Source organism: Bacillus mobilis (assembly GCF_001884045.1).
GTDB lineage: Bacteria > Bacillota > Bacilli > Bacillales > Bacillaceae_G > Bacillus_A > Bacillus_A mobilis.
In genome coordinates, this window is record NZ_MACF01000082.1 from 14,414 (window position 1) to 32,524 (window position 18,111).

General features: G+C 36.9%; 17 protein-coding genes. 2 read left to right on the forward strand and 15 right to left on the reverse strand.

Translation table 11 applies throughout. The features are described 5' to 3' along the window. The first annotated feature begins 131 nt into the window (after positions 1 to 131). Entirely contained in the window at positions 132 to 494 is a 363-nt protein-coding gene (locus tag BAQ44_RS14585) for a DUF3221 domain-containing protein (protein WP_071722053.1), read from the forward strand. A 379-nt stretch (positions 495 to 873) separates the two neighbouring features. Here BAQ44_RS14585 and glpD read toward each other — a convergent pair whose 3' ends face one another. The 13 genes from glpD to BAQ44_RS14655 all read right to left on the reverse strand — a co-directional run bounded on the left by glpD (position 874) and on the right by BAQ44_RS14655 (position 14,203). Next, the gene (gene glpD / locus BAQ44_RS14590) at positions 874 to 2,556 is read right to left on the reverse strand and encodes an aerobic glycerol-3-phosphate dehydrogenase (protein WP_063262032.1); all 1,683 of its coding nucleotides are present in this window, start codon (positions 2,554 to 2,556) and stop codon (positions 874 to 876) included. 133 nt (positions 2,557 to 2,689) lie between these two features. Next, the gene (gene glpK, locus BAQ44_RS14595) at positions 2,690 to 4,180 is read right to left on the reverse strand and encodes a glycerol kinase GlpK (RefSeq protein ID WP_063262033.1); all 1,491 of its coding nucleotides are present in this window, start codon (positions 4,178 to 4,180) and stop codon (positions 2,690 to 2,692) included. A gap of 12 nt (positions 4,181 to 4,192) precedes the next feature. Next, on the reverse strand, positions 4,193 to 5,014 hold the full coding sequence (glpF, locus tag BAQ44_RS14600) for a glycerol uptake facilitator protein GlpF (RefSeq protein WP_060629826.1): 822 nt from the start codon (positions 5,012 to 5,014) through the stop codon (positions 4,193 to 4,195). A 228-nt stretch (positions 5,015 to 5,242) separates the two neighbouring features. Then, positions 5,243 to 5,803 carry a glycerol uptake operon antiterminator GlpP gene (glpP, locus tag BAQ44_RS14605; RefSeq protein WP_071722055.1) on the reverse strand — a complete coding sequence of 187 codons (561 nt, stop codon included), beginning with the start codon at positions 5,801 to 5,803 and terminating at the stop codon, positions 5,243 to 5,245. Between the two features lie 87 nt (positions 5,804 to 5,890). Further along, positions 5,891 to 6,340, reverse strand: coding sequence for a helix-turn-helix domain-containing protein (locus BAQ44_RS14610; RefSeq protein WP_071722057.1), 450 nt, complete (start codon positions 6,338 to 6,340; stop codon positions 5,891 to 5,893). Between the two features lie 647 nt (positions 6,341 to 6,987). Further along, positions 6,988 to 8,061 carry a DUF3994 domain-containing protein gene (locus tag BAQ44_RS14620; RefSeq protein ID WP_071722059.1) on the reverse strand — a complete coding sequence of 358 codons (1,074 nt, stop codon included), beginning with the start codon at positions 8,059 to 8,061 and terminating at the stop codon, positions 6,988 to 6,990. 28 nt (positions 8,062 to 8,089) lie between these two features. Next, positions 8,090 to 8,755: a DUF7018 domain-containing (lipo)protein gene (locus BAQ44_RS14625; RefSeq protein ID WP_071722061.1), complete on the reverse strand. Its 666-nt coding sequence runs from the start codon at positions 8,753 to 8,755 to the stop codon at positions 8,090 to 8,092. 289 nt (positions 8,756 to 9,044) lie between these two features. Beyond that, the gene (locus BAQ44_RS14630) at positions 9,045 to 9,896 is read right to left on the reverse strand and encodes a DUF2935 domain-containing protein (protein ID WP_071722063.1); all 852 of its coding nucleotides are present in this window, start codon (positions 9,894 to 9,896) and stop codon (positions 9,045 to 9,047) included. A 171-nt stretch (positions 9,897 to 10,067) separates the two neighbouring features. After that, positions 10,068 to 10,268 carry a sporulation YhaL family protein gene (locus tag BAQ44_RS14635; RefSeq protein WP_063262039.1) on the reverse strand — a complete coding sequence of 67 codons (201 nt, stop codon included), beginning with the start codon at positions 10,266 to 10,268 and terminating at the stop codon, positions 10,068 to 10,070. A gap of 230 nt (positions 10,269 to 10,498) precedes the next feature. Then, complete coding sequence (locus tag BAQ44_RS14640; protein WP_071722136.1) at positions 10,499 to 11,371, reverse strand: alpha/beta fold hydrolase; 873 nt, start codon at positions 11,369 to 11,371, stop codon at positions 10,499 to 10,501. Between the two features lie 214 nt (positions 11,372 to 11,585). Beyond that, positions 11,586 to 12,113 carry a DUF2199 domain-containing protein gene (locus tag BAQ44_RS14645; protein ID WP_071722065.1) on the reverse strand — a complete coding sequence of 176 codons (528 nt, stop codon included), beginning with the start codon at positions 12,111 to 12,113 and terminating at the stop codon, positions 11,586 to 11,588. A gap of 122 nt (positions 12,114 to 12,235) precedes the next feature. Next, on the reverse strand, positions 12,236 to 13,213 hold the full coding sequence (locus BAQ44_RS14650; RefSeq protein ID WP_071722067.1) for a ring-cleaving dioxygenase: 978 nt from the start codon (positions 13,211 to 13,213) through the stop codon (positions 12,236 to 12,238). A gap of 45 nt (positions 13,214 to 13,258) precedes the next feature. Beyond that, positions 13,259 to 14,203, reverse strand: a complete 945-nt coding sequence (locus BAQ44_RS14655; protein WP_071722069.1) for a ring-cleaving dioxygenase — start codon at positions 14,201 to 14,203, stop codon at positions 13,259 to 13,261. A gap of 383 nt (positions 14,204 to 14,586) precedes the next feature. Between BAQ44_RS14655 and BAQ44_RS14660 the strand changes: the two genes are divergently transcribed. Further along, positions 14,587 to 15,153, forward strand: a complete 567-nt coding sequence (locus BAQ44_RS14660; RefSeq protein ID WP_071722071.1) for a DUF5067 domain-containing protein — start codon at positions 14,587 to 14,589, stop codon at positions 15,151 to 15,153. Between the two features lie 154 nt (positions 15,154 to 15,307). Here the strand turns inward: BAQ44_RS14660 and BAQ44_RS14665 are convergent, their stop codons facing one another. Together BAQ44_RS14665 and yhaM are read right to left on the reverse strand one after the other, a co-directional pair. Beyond that, positions 15,308 to 16,735 (reverse strand): serine hydrolase domain-containing protein, encoded by a 1,428-nt coding sequence (locus BAQ44_RS14665; protein WP_071722073.1) that lies wholly within the window; start codon positions 16,733 to 16,735, stop codon positions 15,308 to 15,310. Between the two features lie 414 nt (positions 16,736 to 17,149). Continuing rightward, on the reverse strand, positions 17,150 to 18,094 hold the full coding sequence (yhaM, locus tag BAQ44_RS14670; RefSeq protein ID WP_000726650.1) for a 3'-5' exoribonuclease YhaM: 945 nt from the start codon (positions 18,092 to 18,094) through the stop codon (positions 17,150 to 17,152). Positions 18,095 to 18,111: the final 17 nt, after the last annotated feature.

Consider the following 18,111-nt stretch of genomic DNA (forward strand, 5'->3'; position numbering starts at 1 on the left):
CCACATAATATTTTAAATCGCACTTATACTATATATAACTTACATTCACTTTCTCATGGTATAATTTCATTTCTCTAGACATTCAAATATCATAATACGAAAGATGTACTATACGGAGGCCCAAAATAATAATGCCAAAGAAAAAAATCATAACTTTACTAACCACCTTAACATTAGCTTGCGGATGCACAGTAGCACTAGATTCCCCCAACCAAACTAGTACTACTCCCCTAAAAACGGAGACTTTCACAGGATATGTTATTTCAATTGACACTGTATACATACTCGTTGCAGATACCCCTACAAAAAAGGAAGCCCTTTCCTACTCAGAGATGGAAGCAATGAAATTTATTCCAAATAAACTATTAAAACTTCCAATAGAAAAAAATAAGAATTATCAATCAGGGGATAAACTCGCTATATCTTTCGGAGTAACGACTAAATCTACACCACCAATTGCACCTGATGCGACCATTGAAAAAATACGTGATTAATTAACCAGTAACCGTAGGAGTTCTTACTCCCATCAGCTGCCCTTTTCTTTTTAAATTAACATTTTTTATAAAACATTTCCTCAGCAAATTACATATAATAAACCGAATAGTCGTTACAATACATTCACTTAAAGAGCGCCTCTCTCCCAAGGCGCTTTTTAAGTTTGCAATAAGGGTTGTGTCTTAGTTTTCTATCGTCAAAATTCCCCTCATCGCTACATTAAAAAGAGAACCGATTTAATCGAATCCTCCTTCTTTCTAACGCTCACTTAAAAAATCTAATATTTCATGACCATACAAAAATGGCTTGATTATATCAAAACCGATACATAACACACAAAAAAACCACCTAAAGGCTCCCCTTCAGGTGGTTTCTATTTTACGCTAACGCAGCTGCTTGTTCTTGTTGATCTACAGGAATGACAGCGTCTGTTAATGCTTTTTCTAGTTCTGCTGTGTATTTCATTTGCTCTTCTTTGCTCCAGCCAAGTTTCGCAGCCATGTAGTTGATTACTGCTTCTTTCCACTCGTATACCCAGTGGATGTTGAAGAACACAGCGCCTCTGCGGCGTACGAAGAAGTCAACTGGTTTTGCTGTCATTTCGTAATCCATTGCGTATACAAGTGGGATTAGAACGTCTAGCGGCATGTTGTATTCTTTCGCTTCGTCTTTATGTTTTTTCGCTAAGTCGAATAGTACGTCTACGTTAGAGCCGTAGAATTTCGCGAATTCTTCTGCTTGTGCTTTCGTTAAACCAGATTTCGTACCTTCGTCTGCTTTTTTCGCAACGAATGCTGGGAATCCGTGTGAACCACTTACATGTCCACCAGAGATTGGCATATGTTTCGTGTCGCTCTTCGGATATGCACTATGACCTTCTTTTTGTAGTAGGTTCGTTACGTAGTCTACTACCATTTCAGCCATTTTGCGGTATCCAGTTAATTTACCACCTGCGATTGTAATTAAACCAGATTCAGAAGTCCAAATTTCATCTTTACGAGAAATTTCAGATGCATTCTTACCTTCTTCATAAATTAACGGACGTACACCAGCCCAGCTTGACTCAATGTCTTTCTCCGTAATTTTTACGCTCGGGAACATGTAGTTAATCGCGTTAATGATGTATGTGCGATCTTCTGTTGTCATGTGCGGTACAGCTGCGTCTTTATCATAGAACGTATCTGTTGTACCTACGTATGTTTTTCCGCCGCGAGGAATCGCGAACACCATACGTTTATCTGGTGTATCGAAGTAAATCGCTTGGCCTAACGGGAAACGTTTTTGGTCAATTACTAAATGCACACCTTTTGATAACTGAAGTACTTTTCCTTTTTTCGAGTTATCTTTTTCACGCAGTGTATCTACCCAAGGACCAGCTGCGTTTACAATTTTCTTACCGTACACTTCATATACTTCTCCATCTAGTAAATCGATTACACGTACACCGCATACTTTTCCATCTTTATATAAGAAACTGTCTACTTTTGCGTAGTTAACAGCTTTCGCACCGTGTTCAATTGCTTCTTTCATTACTTCAATTGTAAGACGCGCATCGTCTGTACGATATTCTACGTAGTAACCGCCGCCTTTTAATCCTTCTTGTTTTACAAGAGGCTCTTTGTTTAATGTTTCTTCACGGTTAAACATTTTTCTGCGCTCGCTTCGTTTTACGCCTGCTAAGAAGTCATATACACGAAGACCAATTGATGTACTGAATGATCCGAACGTACCGCCTGTATGGAACGGAAGTAACATCCACTCTGGTGTTGTTACATGGGGACCGTTCTCATATACGATCGCACGCTCTTTCCCCACCTCTGCTACCATTTTCACTTCAAGTTGTTTTAAATAACGTAGACCACCGTGTACAAGCTTCGTTGAACGACTTGATGTACCTGCTGCAAAGTCCTGCATTTCAAACACAATTGTTGATAACCCGCGTGTTGCTCCATCTAATGCAATACCAGAACCAGTAATACCTCCACCAATTACGATCACATCTAACTCTTGTTTATTTACTCCGTTTAATACGTCTTTACGTTGTTTACTTGAAAATTTCATGGTAATTCCTCCCTTTGATAACGAAAAAAGAGACCACAAACTCCGCTATAGATTTCGCCTCTATAGCGCGTTGTGGTCTCTCCAAATCTCCTACCGAATTATTAACTTGTCACCATTATAACACTGTTTATGATTATTTGAAAGCTTTTGTTGCTTCAATTGCTTTTTTCCATCCAGCATATAGCTCTTCGCTTGTTTCCGCTTCCATCGTTGGTTCAAAGCGTTTGTCCATATGCCACTGTTCTTTAATTTCATCTTGGTTTTTCCAATATCCAACCGCAAGACCAGCTAAGTACGCTGCACCTAAAGCTGTCGTTTCATTGATCACTGGACGCTCTACAGGAACATCTAAAATATCACTTTGGAACTTCATTAAGAAGTTATTTTTAACAGCTCCGCCATCTACGCGTAATGTGTTCAGTTCAATACCTGAATCTGCTTCCATTGCGCATAATACATCTTTCGTTTGGTATGCTAAAGATTCTAGTGTTGCACGAATGAAGTGCTCTTTCGTCGTACCGCGCGTTACACCAAACATAGCGCCGCGTACTTCACTATCCCAGTACGGTGTACCTAAACCTACGAATGCTGGTACAACGTATACACCTTCCGTTGATGCAACGCGTGATGCGTACACTTCACTCTCACTTGCATCTTTAAACATGCGCATTCCGTCACGTAACCATTGAATTGCAGAACCTGCTACGAAAATACTTCCTTCTAATGCGTAGTTCACTTTACCATCTATTCCCCATGCAATTGTTGTTAATAGGCCATGCTCAGAAGCTACTGCTTTTTCACCTGTGTTCATTAACATGAAGCAACCAGTTCCGTATGTGTTCTTCGCCATACCTTCACCGAAACAAGCTTGTCCAAATAATGCTGCTTGTTGGTCACCAGCTACACCTGCGATCGGTACATTTTGACCGAAGAAGTGATAGTCAATTGTTTCTCCGTAAATTTCAGATGATGGACGTACTTCTGGAAGCATGCTCTTTGGCACTGTTAACATATCTAGAAGCTCATCATCCCACTGTAAGTCGTGAATGTTAAACATTAATGTACGTGATGCATTTGAGTAATCTGTTACGTGCGCTTTACCGCCAGATAGTTTCCATACAAGCCACGTATCAATTGTTCCGAATAATAGATCGCCGTTTTCTGCTTTTTCTCTTGCACCTTCAACGTTATCTAAAATCCATTTTACTTTCGTACCAGAGAAGTATGCGTCAATTAAAAGACCTGTTTTTTCGCGAACCATTTCGCTATACCCTTTTTCTTTTAACTCATCACAAATTTCAACTGTTTGACGAGATTGCCATACGATTGCGTTGTAAATTGGTTTTCCAGTCGTTTTATCCCAAACAACCGCTGTTTCACGTTGGTTCGTAATACCGATACCAGCGATTTGTTCTGGTTTTACATCTGCTTCGCTTAAGCAAGTTGCGATAACTGCTAAAATAGATCCCCAAATTTCTTGCGCGTTATGCTCTACCCAACCTGGCTTTGGAAAATGTTGTGTAAACTCTTTTTGAGCTGAATGAACAATTTCACCTTTTTTATTGAACAGAATTGCACGTGAACTAGTTGTTCCTTGGTCTAAAGAAAGAATATATTTTTTCATATCGGTTTCCCCCTATGCTACTTTTCTACTATTTGTATTGCTTTCACTTTTTTTACTTGTCATATAAGAGATTGCTAGTACAATCACAGTTGCAATAATCACATAAATAAGTGCTGCATTTTGTTTTCCTTCAAATACAACTTGATGGAATAATCCTGCAAGTGATCCACCTAAAATTGGACCAACTACTGGAATCCATGCATACTTCCAGTTTGAACCGCCTTTTCCTGCAATCGGAAGGAAGAAGTGTGCGATACGCGGACCTAAATCACGAGCCGGGTTAATCGCGTATCCTGTTGTTCCACCTAATGATAAACCAATACTTACGATTAAGAAACCTACGATAAATGGATTTAAACCATCTGCAAATTTATTTGCTCCAATTGCTAATATACCAAATACTAAAACGAATGTTCCAATCATTTCACTTAAAAGGTTTGTAAATGTGTTCGGAATTGCTGGACCTGTTGCAAATACACCTAATTTTGTTCCTGGATCTTCTGTTTCTTTCCAGTGTGGTAAGTAATGTAAATATACAAGAACTGCCCCGATAATTGCCCCAATCATTTGTGCTGCGATATAACCTGGTACGTCACTCCATGGGAACGCTCCCTTAAAAGCAAGCCCAATCGTTAAAGCCGGATTCAAATGTGCCCCACTAATTGATCCAACTGCATACGCTGCAACCGCTACTGCTAAGCCCCAGCCCATTGTAATGACAATCCAACCAGAATCTTTCGCAAACGATTTCTTTAAACTTACACCAGCGCAAACGCCGCCACCAAGTAAGATTAACAACGCAGTCCCTACTAACTCTCCTAAAAATGCTGACATAGTATCCCTCCACAATCAATTTAAACGCTTCCAAATGTGATAGAGGTAAAATGAATGGCCATTCGTTTTTGTAAAAAGAAAAAGACCCACAGCTTTGCACGCTTCTATATAAATTTATATAGAAACAATGAAATGTGGATCTCTTCTTTTCTCCGTCACGTTTATTAACTTGTCTATAATGTTAACCTCTCATGAAAGCGGTGTCAACAGAATTTTTTCACATTTTCGTCACTTTTTTTGGTAATGTTTCCATAGTTCGCGTTTTGATGTCGTAATTGCTGTCGCACCAGCATTTAACGCTCTTTCAACATCTTCCACAGTACGAATGAAACCACCCGCTAAAATCGGGACACCAGTACGCTCTTTCACTTCAGCAATCACATCCGTTAGCGCACCTGGAAGCACCTCTATATAATCCGGCTTCGTTTTTTCTAGCAAATTACAGCTCTTTTCCATCGCGCTAGAATCAATTAAAAAGATGCGTTGAATGGAAACAACACCCTTTTGCTTCGCCTTCATAATTACACTCGCCTTTGTCGAAAGTAACCCGTACGGTCTAAACTCTTGGCATAAATACTCCGTCGCATGCCCATCACTCTGCAAACCATGAATTAAATCCACATGTAAAAATACCTTTTTACAATATTGCTTCGCAAGTGATATAACACTTCTCAATTGACCGACATGAATATCTAAAATAACGATATACTCATACGAACTATGTAACAACTTCTCCAAATCTTTAATTTGCCTCACTGCCGGCAAAATCTTCTGTTCATGAAATTCCATTCTATATGTCCCCTTCTTTATGTCATCCTATCCTTTATAGTACACAATTTGAGTAGAAAGAACAGCTAGTGCGGGGAATTATTTCCTCTATCTATATATTTTCTTCAACTTATCAGATCCCATACCACCTATGACCATTAAGATGAGAGGTAAAAAATTCATTACATACGGTGCATCTGCTACAAGTGTAATGCTCACCCCGGCAAACTTATTTAACATCCATACAACGATTTTGGTAAGAAACAAAAATACGCCTAGCATGAATAGACTATCGAAAAACACCTTCCATTTTGGATACGCTAACTTTTTACTATCTTCAATTACTTTTTGCGTCAACTCTTCATCACTCCTTAACAGTTCATCAATTGTAATACCGAACAAATCACTTAAATGAATAATAATTTCAATGCTCGGATAGTTCTTTCCCGTCTCCCATTTCGAAACAGATTGCCTACTTACATGAATTTTTTCAGCCAAATCATGTTGCGACCAATTTCGTTTTTCTCGTTCTTCTTTTAAACGTTCACTAAAAATCATACTGTGTTTATCACCTCTCTATGCCTAGTATGATCAAATAACTGTTGAAGAGTAAAGCGAGTTGTCGTTGCGTAGGTGGTGCAACTTGTGCGTTACAGGTTGTAATGTCGCTATGTAGTGTTTCGATTTTATATATTTTTCTTCTATAATAATTTCCCGAACAATAATTGTGCTTCTTAATATTGTCGTTTCGTGTCGGTAAGTCGATATTCTATGTCGAATCGTCGATATATTGAAAAAATCGTTGATATATTCCCAGTTGTGTTCGATATATTTGAAAAATCGTTGATATATTTTAGGAAATAAAAAAGTGGATAACAATACGTTATCCACTTTTCTCTAGTTATAATAAAACCGAATCTATATCATTCAAATCGTTTTGTTGATTTCTCAACTTATACTAATATGGATAGCACTAGGGAAAATAATGAAGAGATAAAATTAGAACGAACAAAAACCCCTGTAAAATTTATCCCGCTTTAATGGGCAGTAAGACCCCCACCTCAAAATTCAGCGAAAGCAAATAAGTTAGGTGGGGATCAGCTGCCCATTAAAGTCCGATTGGTGAGGGCTAATAATCGGTGGGGGATGAAGAAAATCCCCACTGATTAAAGTTTCACTTTATTACAGGGTTTTTTGCCAATTATTTATTGTTTCGCATAACGAATACGAACATTATCGTCCATATGATAAATTTGTAATGTGTTTCCATCATAGTTTTGTAATTTATACATCATACTATCATTTGTTAACTTTACTTCTTGACCGTCTTTAACTGCTTTTGTTACTTTTAAAGATAACTGGAATGACGGAACATCTACCGCATATGTTCCTGTTAAGTAGTTATCTTTATTCGGATAAGAACCATTCGCATAGGACTCAAATGTTTTATCACCTTTTAGTACTAACGTAGTTTTTATGCCACTACCGTAATCAATACCCCAATTCCCAATAATCTCAGTACCATCTTTGATGTTTTTCTCCATGTTTCCATAATTAATTCCTAACTCTTCACTTGTACCAACTGTACCTACAAATACTCCCGTTTTAGCTTGGCTTTTATCTGTTTGAGCCTGACTACCAGTAGTTGGGTTTGTCGATGTAGAATCACTTGTTGTACTAGTAGATTTTTCTTTGGCTGTATCACCTTTTATTTCGGATCTTAACTTATCGAATGTAGGTTTCCAAATACGTTTTGCTTCCTCTAGCTTTGTATTTGCTTTATTTAAGATTTCCTTATCAGTCTCTAAGCTGAATCCTTTATCGTTGAATAACTTCTCTATTTCACTGAATGTTTCTCTTAGTTTACTTGTCGCTCTTTCAATCTCTTTTTGATCTTCTTTATGTTTTGGCGGTGCGTAAATCTTCTCTATCTTATCAAATACTTTATAGATGTCTTTAATACTATCTAATACCTCAGCTTTTGATTTACTTCCATTTCTCAAATCTTTTACAGAAGCATCATAGTAATCAAATCGTCTTAACATATCCTGTTCAATGTCTAATAAATACTGTGCATAATCTTCATCTAAAACTCGAACCTTTTGAACATCTTTACTTTCTTCTTTCGAATTAGTTGATTTTTCTTTCGTTTCAGCAGCCTTAGATTTACTTGTTTCTTCTGTCTTTTCTTCTTTATTTGCCGAATCTTTTACTGTAACACAGCCACTTAATAATATGGCAACTGGAACTGCAGCAGCTATTAGTTTCTTTACTTTCATACCTCATACCCCTTTAAGTCATTTATTCTTAGTTAGTTTTACTACCGATACTCTTCGCTGCCTCTTCAAACAGTTTTGAACCTTCTTGTGCTTTACTTAATGATTGATGCATTTTGCTCTCGTCTTCTTGGTCTAATGCATCAAAGAGAAGTTGGAAACAATCCGCATACAGTTCCATCGATTGCTTTATCTTCGCCTGTTCTCCCTGTAATTCAGGAGGTGCTTGTAGATTCTTCAGTTTCTTCGTTGTTGCCTTTGCTCCACCTAAACTCAGTTGTACTTCACTTTTCTTTTGTTTGTATGACTTTACATCTGAACCTGCTATTCCTTCAATTAATTTCATTGTATCTTCAATTTGAGTAGCACTGTTTATAATATCTGCCTTGTACCTTTCAACATCTGAGCCAGTTACCTTACCAGTTGAAGAACTAGAAGCAGTTGAATTATTTGAAGAAGAACTTTGTTGACTACTTGATGAACTACTATCTGTACCTTCACCTTTCGCTACAGATAAGCTATCCTCTTTCTTGCTATCAGTTGACTTACTCTCTTTTTCAGCAGTCTTACTCTCTTTCTCTACTTTTTGCGTTTCTTCTTTCTTTGGTTCAGCTTTCTTACCATCCGTTTCAATTGTAATACAACCACTCAATAACATAACTGGTAACGCTAAACTTACTAATTTCTTTGCTTTCATGATTACTAATACCCCTTTATTTGTAAAATGTAGTACAAACAAGTTAATATACTTAACTAATAAATTCTCCCAAATAATTTATCAGCATCTACTATCCGTATATTTCCTGTATATTCATAATCTTTCCATATATCATTTTACAGAGAATTACATATTTGGTCAAAGGGATTTATGTAGTCTTTACAGGGAAATTTATTAAACGAAAAGAAATTTTAATCACAAAGAAAAGAAGCTAACAATACATTGTTAACTTCTCAGCTGAAAGTAAAATAGTATCTTTCCTTATCTTCTAATATCTAGTTTGGGATTGAATATTTGTAAGATGAACATCAAACATATCAATGATTTCAAGAAATCTATCAGCTTCACGGAAAACATGGTCTGCTAATAACGGATGAATGATACTCTTTATTTTACATTGCTCAATTAAATCGCGTGCTGTTTTCTTAAAATCCCGAAGAGATGTAACCGACACACGATTTTGATCTAAAAATTGATCTAAAAGAGGGACCGTTTGGGATTGTGGTTTCATAGATTCTAAGTCAATTGCTTGATACATCAATTCATCAAAATCATTACTAAAATTCCGAGCTGTATCTACAAGCTTTCTTTCCGATGGATCAAGAAGATGACCAATAAATTTAGCGTGATCTGCCATAATCCTTAAAAAGAAAACATTTTCTTTAATAATAGCATCAGGAAGAGCATCTAATTTCCCTTCATTTAATTGTATTAAACGTTTTCTAAAATAATCAGCTTCTCTACTTGTATGGTCAACTAACAGCGGAAAGTTATTTTGTCCTGGCAATTTACATGTGAGAATTAACCCTAAAATTTTTCGTTTAAATCCCCAAATATTAGTCGCGGCTTGTTGTACTTCTGCATTAAATCTTTTTATTTGCTCAGGATCTGTTTCATTTGTATAGGAATGCGCTATTTGTTCAATATGTTCAAACAATCGATAAAATTGATTCGCCTCTTCGATTAGTTGCGTATCCTCGCATCTAAACCCTAAGCGAAGAAAAAAAGAATGCTCCTTCATGATTCTAGACCAAAAACGAATTTCATTTAATGAACGCTCAACAAACATTACAGACGTAACACCTGTATCAGGATGTAATGATGTTTCATCCCTATGCATTGTTAATCCCCCCCAGTAAATATCGCGCTAGTTCCATTCTTATGAGAAAAAAATATATAAATACCATCAGTAAAGGTTCATGATGAATTTCGTATACATGCTCCCCAAAAAGAAAAAAGGCTACCACCTAGATGTAAAGTTCTACTAGATGGTAGTCTTTCAAAATTTCTATTAAAGCAATACCGAATCTTTATCACTATCCTGATTCCGCTTCTCTCGCTCTTCTTCTAAACGCTTCATATACACTTCGCCTTCTTTTTCGATAAACTCATTATCCATCTCTTGCTCTTTTCTTGAAGTATATAAAACCATGTAGCCACTTAATACGATCCCGACGATTACAAGATACACCCACCATGGTAAAGTTTCCACTGTACTTCATTCCTTTCCTTAGACAAGCCTTATTAGTTTCACTGTATGAGGAAAGAAGTGGATTTATGCTTAAAATTTATCCCGCTTTAATGGGCAGTAAGACCCCCAGCTCAAAATTTAGCGAAAGCAAAGAATTTAGGTGGGGGATCAACTGCCCATTAAAGTCCGATTGGTGAGGGCTGATAATCAGTGGGGGGATGAAGAAAACCCCCACTGATTAAAGTTTCACTTTATTGTGGATTCTTCGCGAAGAACGCTTGCACATATTCCATAAACTCTATTGGTTCCTGGCGAAACGGTGCGTGGTATCCTTTTTCAATGATATGGAACGTACTATCCGTAAATAGTTGATGATACAGTTCACCATTTTTCCAAGAAACGCTCTTATCGTGACGTCCCCATATAATTAAAGTCGGCACCTTAATTTTGTCTGCTTCCATCGCGATGCGGCGCTCTCTCATCTTCGTCAACTGATCATAATGTTCTTTATCGTCGCGACTATTTTTCACTGCATTTTTATTATAATCCGTAATCTCTGTTACAGTTTGTAAGTCTGTTGATAGCGGCGGCACTTCATAACTTTCTTTTTGCTGGAAAGACTCAATCCCTGTAGAATCCGCTAAAATGAGATGCGTTACTGCATCCGGATATAAATACGCTAAATTTAGAGACATCTCTCCGCCCATCGAATGACCAAGTACTGCAAATTGATCGTATCCGAGTTTCTTCATTAACTTATAATATAAATTCACTTGCGCAGGAAACGAATATTGAAAATCAACGGGCTTCGAAGAACGTCCAAATCCTAAAATATCAACTGCTATAATCGTGTGGTCCTTTACAAGTTCCGGGTAAATGTCACTAAACCCATCAGATGAACCACCAAACCCGTGAAGCATAAGTAACGGCGGCTTCCCCTCACCAATTTGCTTAAAATAAATCGTCTGTCCATCAATCTGCGCCATACTCTCTTTCGTATTCAGCTTCATCATAACAGTGTTTTTTACTTCTCCAACCTTCGCAATCGGCTTATCAACGAAGTTACATACAATTAACAAAACGAGCACAATACCGCTAACTAAATAAAACTTAAACCGTTTCAACATTCCCGTCTCCTTTCTCTTGTTGCTATTTAAAGTTTTTACATTATTTGGTTGTTTTATGATTAATTTTAATTGTAACTATAATAGTTACAATTATATTAAAAAAATATTACTCACTGCTATTACTAACAGTTTCTTTGTAACCATTATAGTTACGAACGAAAAGTAAGTCAATTATTTTATTCCATATAATAAAAAGAGCACTGAACAAATATCAGCACTCTTCCTCATCATCCTCGTTATTTACACACAGTTGTTCCGCTATTTCTTGGACCCGTTCCATCGTTATTCCTTCTCTAAATTCCACAGCTAGAGGATGGTCTGTCGGTTCCAGTTCAATATAAGGACGAATGCCATCGGCTCTTGGGTGAAGCATCGTTTTTAAACTTACTGTTTCCAGCTCATATGGTAAATCCGTCGAAAGCCACCCAAACATTGGCTCTAACAGTTCTTGTTTATCCCAAAATTCATTCACCTTATCAAAATTCGCCTCACTTAATGAAACCCATACCCCCCATATGAAATGTTCATCTGTACCAATGATAGGAATTTCAATACTCCCTCTCATAAAGAAGTGTTCTCCATCCATCACGCATAAATCATCGTTCATTTCAAATCTATCTTCTCGCTCTTCAGGTTCAGCATCATAATAATAAAAAGGAGCTGCTGATCCATAGCTCGTTGGAATTTCTTCATGATATGTATCGCAGCATCTACAAGTATACCCACTTATTTTCGTCATTCTATTCCTCCATCAGTTTTACATTCATTTTAGCAAAATACTTATAAAGCGAAAATAAAAAAAAGCAAGCAATTCCAGCGATCAGCTAAAACTACTTGCTCTCCTACCTATTATCTCTATTGTTACTCTTTAATAAATTCCTTCGTGCTTCTTACTGTATCAATTGGACGAACTAATTTTTCAATTTCTTCACGTTTTGGCTCTAGGAATGGAGGTAATGATAATTTTTCACCAAGTGTTTCGTATGGCTCATCTCCCATAAATCCTGGGCCGTCTGTTGCAAATTCAAATAAAATTTGCGGTGCTACTCTTGCGTATAATGATTCGAAGAAGTGACGATCTACATATCCAGATGACGGAAGACCAACGCTACCGATTCTCTCAATCCATTCTTCTAATACAGCACGATTTTCTACGCGGAATGCAGCATGGTGCACTGTACCAAAACCTTGTCTTGCTTCTGGAAGAACCGTATTATGTTCTACAATGACAGAAGCACCGTTTCCACCTTCGTTTACTTCAAATAAATAGAATTCTCCTTCTTGCGCGACCTCTTTAAATAATAGAACCTTTTCTAACACTTCTTTAAAGAAACTAAAGTTTGCGATACGAATAAATACAGGTCCTAAGCCAGTAATCGCATATTCTAATGGAACTGGACCGTTTTGCCACGGTGTACCTGATTCTATCCCGTTATCTAATTCATCTGAGATTAATTGATAGTGTTGATCATCAAAGTCAACGAAAGAAAGAGTTTTCTTACCAAATTGCTCTTTAATGCCTGTATGTTCTACTTCAAGACGGTCAAAACGTTTCACCCAATATTGTAATGCTTCATCAGTTGGCACGCGGAATGAAGTTTTTGAAATTTCATTTGTACCGTGTACCCCTTTCGGAATACCTGGGAAGTCAAAGAATGTCATATCTGTTCCTGCACTACCTTTATCATCTGCGAAGAATAAATGATACGTTTGAATATCATCTTGGTTTACTGTTTTTTTAACTAGACGCATTCCTAAAACGTGAGTGAAAAACTCATAGTTCTTTTCTGCACTACTTGTAATTGCTGTAACGTGGTGAATTCCTTTTAATTGGTTCATTTTATATTCCTCCAGTGGGTTTTTAAATTTATATTTTCTCTTCTATTATTTTTCTTCAATAGGTGCTAATTTCGCTTCAATTTCTGCTCGCTGATCTTCTAAGAATGGCGGTAAATCAAGTTTTTCTCCTAAATGTTCTACATCGCCATCGACTGTAAATCCTGGTCCATCTGTCGCAATTTCAAATAAGATTCCATTTGATTCACGGAAGTATAAGCTTTTAAAGTAGAAACGGTCGATAATGCCTGAAGAATGGAAACCTTTTTGTATCACCTGTTCTTCCCAATAAGCTAGCTCTGCATCATTTTTTACACGAATTGCTAAATGGTGAATGCTACCACGGCCCGGCTTTTCAGTAGGACCATCTAAATATTTCACAACGATTTCTCCGAAGGCTTCTCCTTTAATAGATTGGAAAATCGCTTCTTCATCGCTTCTGCTAACCTCTGTATAACCAAATATATCTGTAAGTGTACTCGCCAGTTTATCAAGTCTACGCACTGTCATTTCCACTGAACCCATTCCTTGAATTTGATGCTGTGCAGGAACTTCTGATTTCTCCCACGTTTCCCAGTGCTCTACTTTCTCCCCGTTTGAAACGAGTAGCACGAGACGAAGACCTTCCGCATCCTCAAATTGCAAAGCAGGACGATTTGCATATGTTGTTATTTCACTATGTTTTACATCAAATTTCTCAAATCGTTCTTTCCAGTAATATAAGCTTTCCTCTGAAGGAACGAGTAATCCGATTCGAGTAATTGCATTCGTACCACGGTACGTTTTTCCTACTAAAGGCATTTCAAAAAATGATAGTTCCGTACCTGGGCTTCCTGTTCTATCTCCGTAAAATAAGTGATACATCGATGGATCATCTTGGTTTACCGTCATTTTCACACGACGTAAACCAAGTACGTTTTTATAAAAATGATTATTCTCACTTCCGTTTTTTGTAACCATTGAAATGTGATGATGCCCTTTAATTTCATACATTGATAATTCCTCCGTTTCATTTTACTAGTCAAGTGATATCTAAAAAATAATATGCTTCTTAGCTTTTCAATTTATTCTCATTATGTTTTTGTAAATTCATCTTAGTTTTTACTGAATAAGTTACTTCGTTTTTTTAATCGAAAGCAACTGAGTATATGTTTTTCATATGACTCAATCGCTTTCGTTACTATCACTTTACAACTCAAGTGATTAAAAAGCAAGTAATTTATCTCAAATTCGAGATATTTTTTTATTGGATAACATTTTTGACTAAAAATACACGAAGTTCTTGGTTTGGAGACATTATAAAAAACATTGAATCTACATTCAGAAAACGAGTTATACTAATAATAATCAAATTAAAACATAAGGAGAAATGTAACATGATGAAAAAAGCTTTAATATTAACTTCTGCACTAACACTATCTATAATTGCTGGTTGTAGCAATCAAGACGAAGGAACGAAAAATGGTTCTAATTCTGCAAATAAAGAAGCAACTACAGAAAATACAAATGAAAAAAAAGAGACGAATAATAAAGTTTATTTCAAAGATAATGAAGCAAAATTAAATGACTTAAAAATTAAAATTACAGAAACTAAAGTTATTCAAGTTGGTGAAAAAGGAAATGAATATGGTAAAAAACCTGTATTTGCAATTTGGTATGAAACAACTAATTTAAGTGATAAAGAAATTAACCCTACCACTGGATGGGTGGCAGTATTTAAAGCAGTACAAGACAATAATCCTAATGCAGTCAATACTCTTGAAGTTGGTGGACTTCCAGATGACCAATTTCTCGATTCTCAATTAGAAACAATAAAAAAAGATGGTACAGTTAAAAATGCAATAGCTTATGAATTAGATGATTCAGAAACACCTGTAACATTAATTGCTACACAAGGCGTTGGTGGCGATAAATTAGGTAAACAAACTTTTAATATTAAATAAAGTGAAACTTTAATCAGTGGGGGTTTGGCAGTTGATCCCCCACCTAATTTCTTTGCTTTCGCTGAATTTGGAGATGTGGTCTTACTGCTCATTAAAGCGGGATAAATCGAAATTTAATTACTTAACATTATGCTTATCTTAGGAGCGAGGTATTTTATCGGTGAGTGTACACAAACCATGTAATGCTTGCTGTTAATAATGCTGACGAAATCAAAGCTGTAAGAAGACTATATGTTTGCCACATAAGTATTGTTGACCAATCGAAAGCACAGCACAGTATACCCAGGGCAATCGTAGCGGTCAGGAAAATAACTGTTACGGTTATTCTCTTTTTTGTCATTGGCTGCTGATTATTCGTTTTCCTTCTGCGTAATCCTAAGAGAAATAGCAAAACGGCCAATAGGCAAAGAATAATTGTGATAGACGACAAAATGATATCCAAAAGCTGTGTGCCGCTTATTTCATATGACTGAGTTAGATTGCCTTCTAATATATCTTTAACTTTTAGTACCATGTTTGTATTGGTATTTGTGCCGTTGCTCAGCAAGGAGACGGCTGTTCGTTCATTTGGCAGTATGACTACTTCGGTTCTGAAATTTGGATTGCCCCCAGTGTGTTCTATAATCGTTTGTTCGGCGTTTACGGACCAGCCTGCCGCATAATACATACCGTTGACAGCCGAAACAGACATATCACCCCTATGTGATTTTTCGATAACCGTGTGAAATATTTCGGGTATGTCCTGCACGATACCCATCTGTATGCCCATCCAACGCGCCATATCTTTTGTATTAGAAATGATGTAGCCTGCGGGTTTATTCCCAGCATAATCCGGAGCTTTAAATGGAGTTGTCATAAAAAAGGAAGAACGGTAGCCCTGTGCCAACTGTCCAGTGGCTTGAGCATCTTCTTTATAAACATACGTCTGGTGAAGACCTAACGGCTGAAATACCTGCTCCTTCATAAAGTCTTCATAGCTTTGTCGCGACACAATCTCAATAACCAAACCCAATACGTCATAATTAACGGTTCCATAGTTATACTGTTCACCGGGAGGGAACGCCAATTCAGCATCCACGAGCATTTCCACAGTCTTTTGCAACATATCCGGTGTATTGCCTTGTGGAATATTTTGAGTATGCCTAATATTTGTTAGACCACTGGTATGGTGAAGAAAGTTATTTAGTGTAAGACTTTGCATATCAACAGGTTTCCCTTGATACTTTAATGTAAACCAAGGTAAATATTTTTGGACAGGGTCAGTCATTGAGAGCAGCCCTTGCTCTTCCAATAGCATAATACCCATACCGGTAAAAGCTTTACTGACCGAGGCTAACTCATAGAGTGTATTTTCACTTGTAGACAACCCCTTTTCACGGTCTGCATACCCTGAAGAAAAGTAGAACACTTCATCATCAGCAAGTATTGAGATTGACATTCCCGGCACACCTGATATACGACAGGCATCATCTAGCAACGCTTGTATTGCCGCAGATTGCGAATCTGACAACGCATAACTTTGTGTTGCGAATCCTGAGATTAATATAAATATCGTTAATACAAAAACAATAATCTTTTTCATAAACTCTCCTTTTTGGAAAATTATAAGAGAATAATATAAAGTGAACCTATAATCAGCCCTCACCAATCGGACGTTTACGGGCAGCCCGAGCCCCACCTAACTTCTTTGCTCCAGCCAAATTTTGAGGTGGGAGTTTTACTGCCCGTTAATGTTGGATAAATAACCTCCTTTTACAACTACGAAACTAAATTTTAATATATCTTTCTATTCACCTGTATAATATCAAATAATTACGAATAGTTACACTTAAACGGACAGATGGATGTAATTTGAAACAACTTTAAAGAGCCTTGCTACGTAGAATGTAGTAAGGCTCTTAGCTTTTTAATAATCAAAATTCAATAACTTTATTATCATTATACAACAGCCCCACTAAGCGTATTAACACTTAATGAGGCCATTTGATTCACATTATTAATTATGGAACGTCGGTTTATAGAACGAACGATTATCAAGTGCAAAGACACGCTCAGTATATTCGCCTGGTTTTGTGCGTCCTAATGCGCGGTCCATCATATTCATTTTTGCATCTAAGTTATCGATGTAGTGCAGAATTTCTGCTTCTTTTACTAACGGTGGTTTTGGGCTACCCCATTCTGCTTTTCCGTGGTGAGAAAGGACGATGTGTTGAAGAATTAATACTTCTTCTGCATCGATGTTCAGCTCATCTGCCGCTTTACCAATTTCGTTCACCATAATAGAAATGTGGCCTAATAAATTTCCTTCTAACGTGTATGTTGTAGAAATTGGGCCAGATAATTCGATTACTTTACCAAGGTCGTGTAAAATAACACCCGCATATAGTAAGTCTTTATCTAAAGATGGGTATAGATTTGAGATAGCTTTCGCTAAATCAAGCATCGATACGACGTGATAAGCTAATCCAGATACGAATTCGTGATGATTCTTTGTCGCTGCTGGATATTCTAAAAATTCATTTTGATGCTTATTTAATAAATGTCTTGTTAGACGTTGAATATTTGGATTTCTCATTTCAAATATGTATTGCGTAATCTTCTCGACCATATCTTCTTTTTTCACTGGCGCTTTTTCTACGAAGTCTGAGATGTCCGTTACTTCATTTTCATTCGCAACTCGGATTTGTTTCACACGTAATTGAATACGTCCTTTGTAGTTTAGAATGTCACCAGCTACTTTAACGATTGTTTCCGCTACATATTGTTTCTCAACTTCTGGTGATACGTCCCATAGCTTCGCTTCAATATCTCCACTTGGATCTTGTAAGATTACTGTTAAAAACGGCTTTCCATTGCTTGCTAGACCTTTTGTCGCTGTTTTAATTAACAAGAAAACATCGACTTGTTCACCAACTTCATATTCTGCAATTTTCTTTTTCATTCGAATTCCTCCACCAT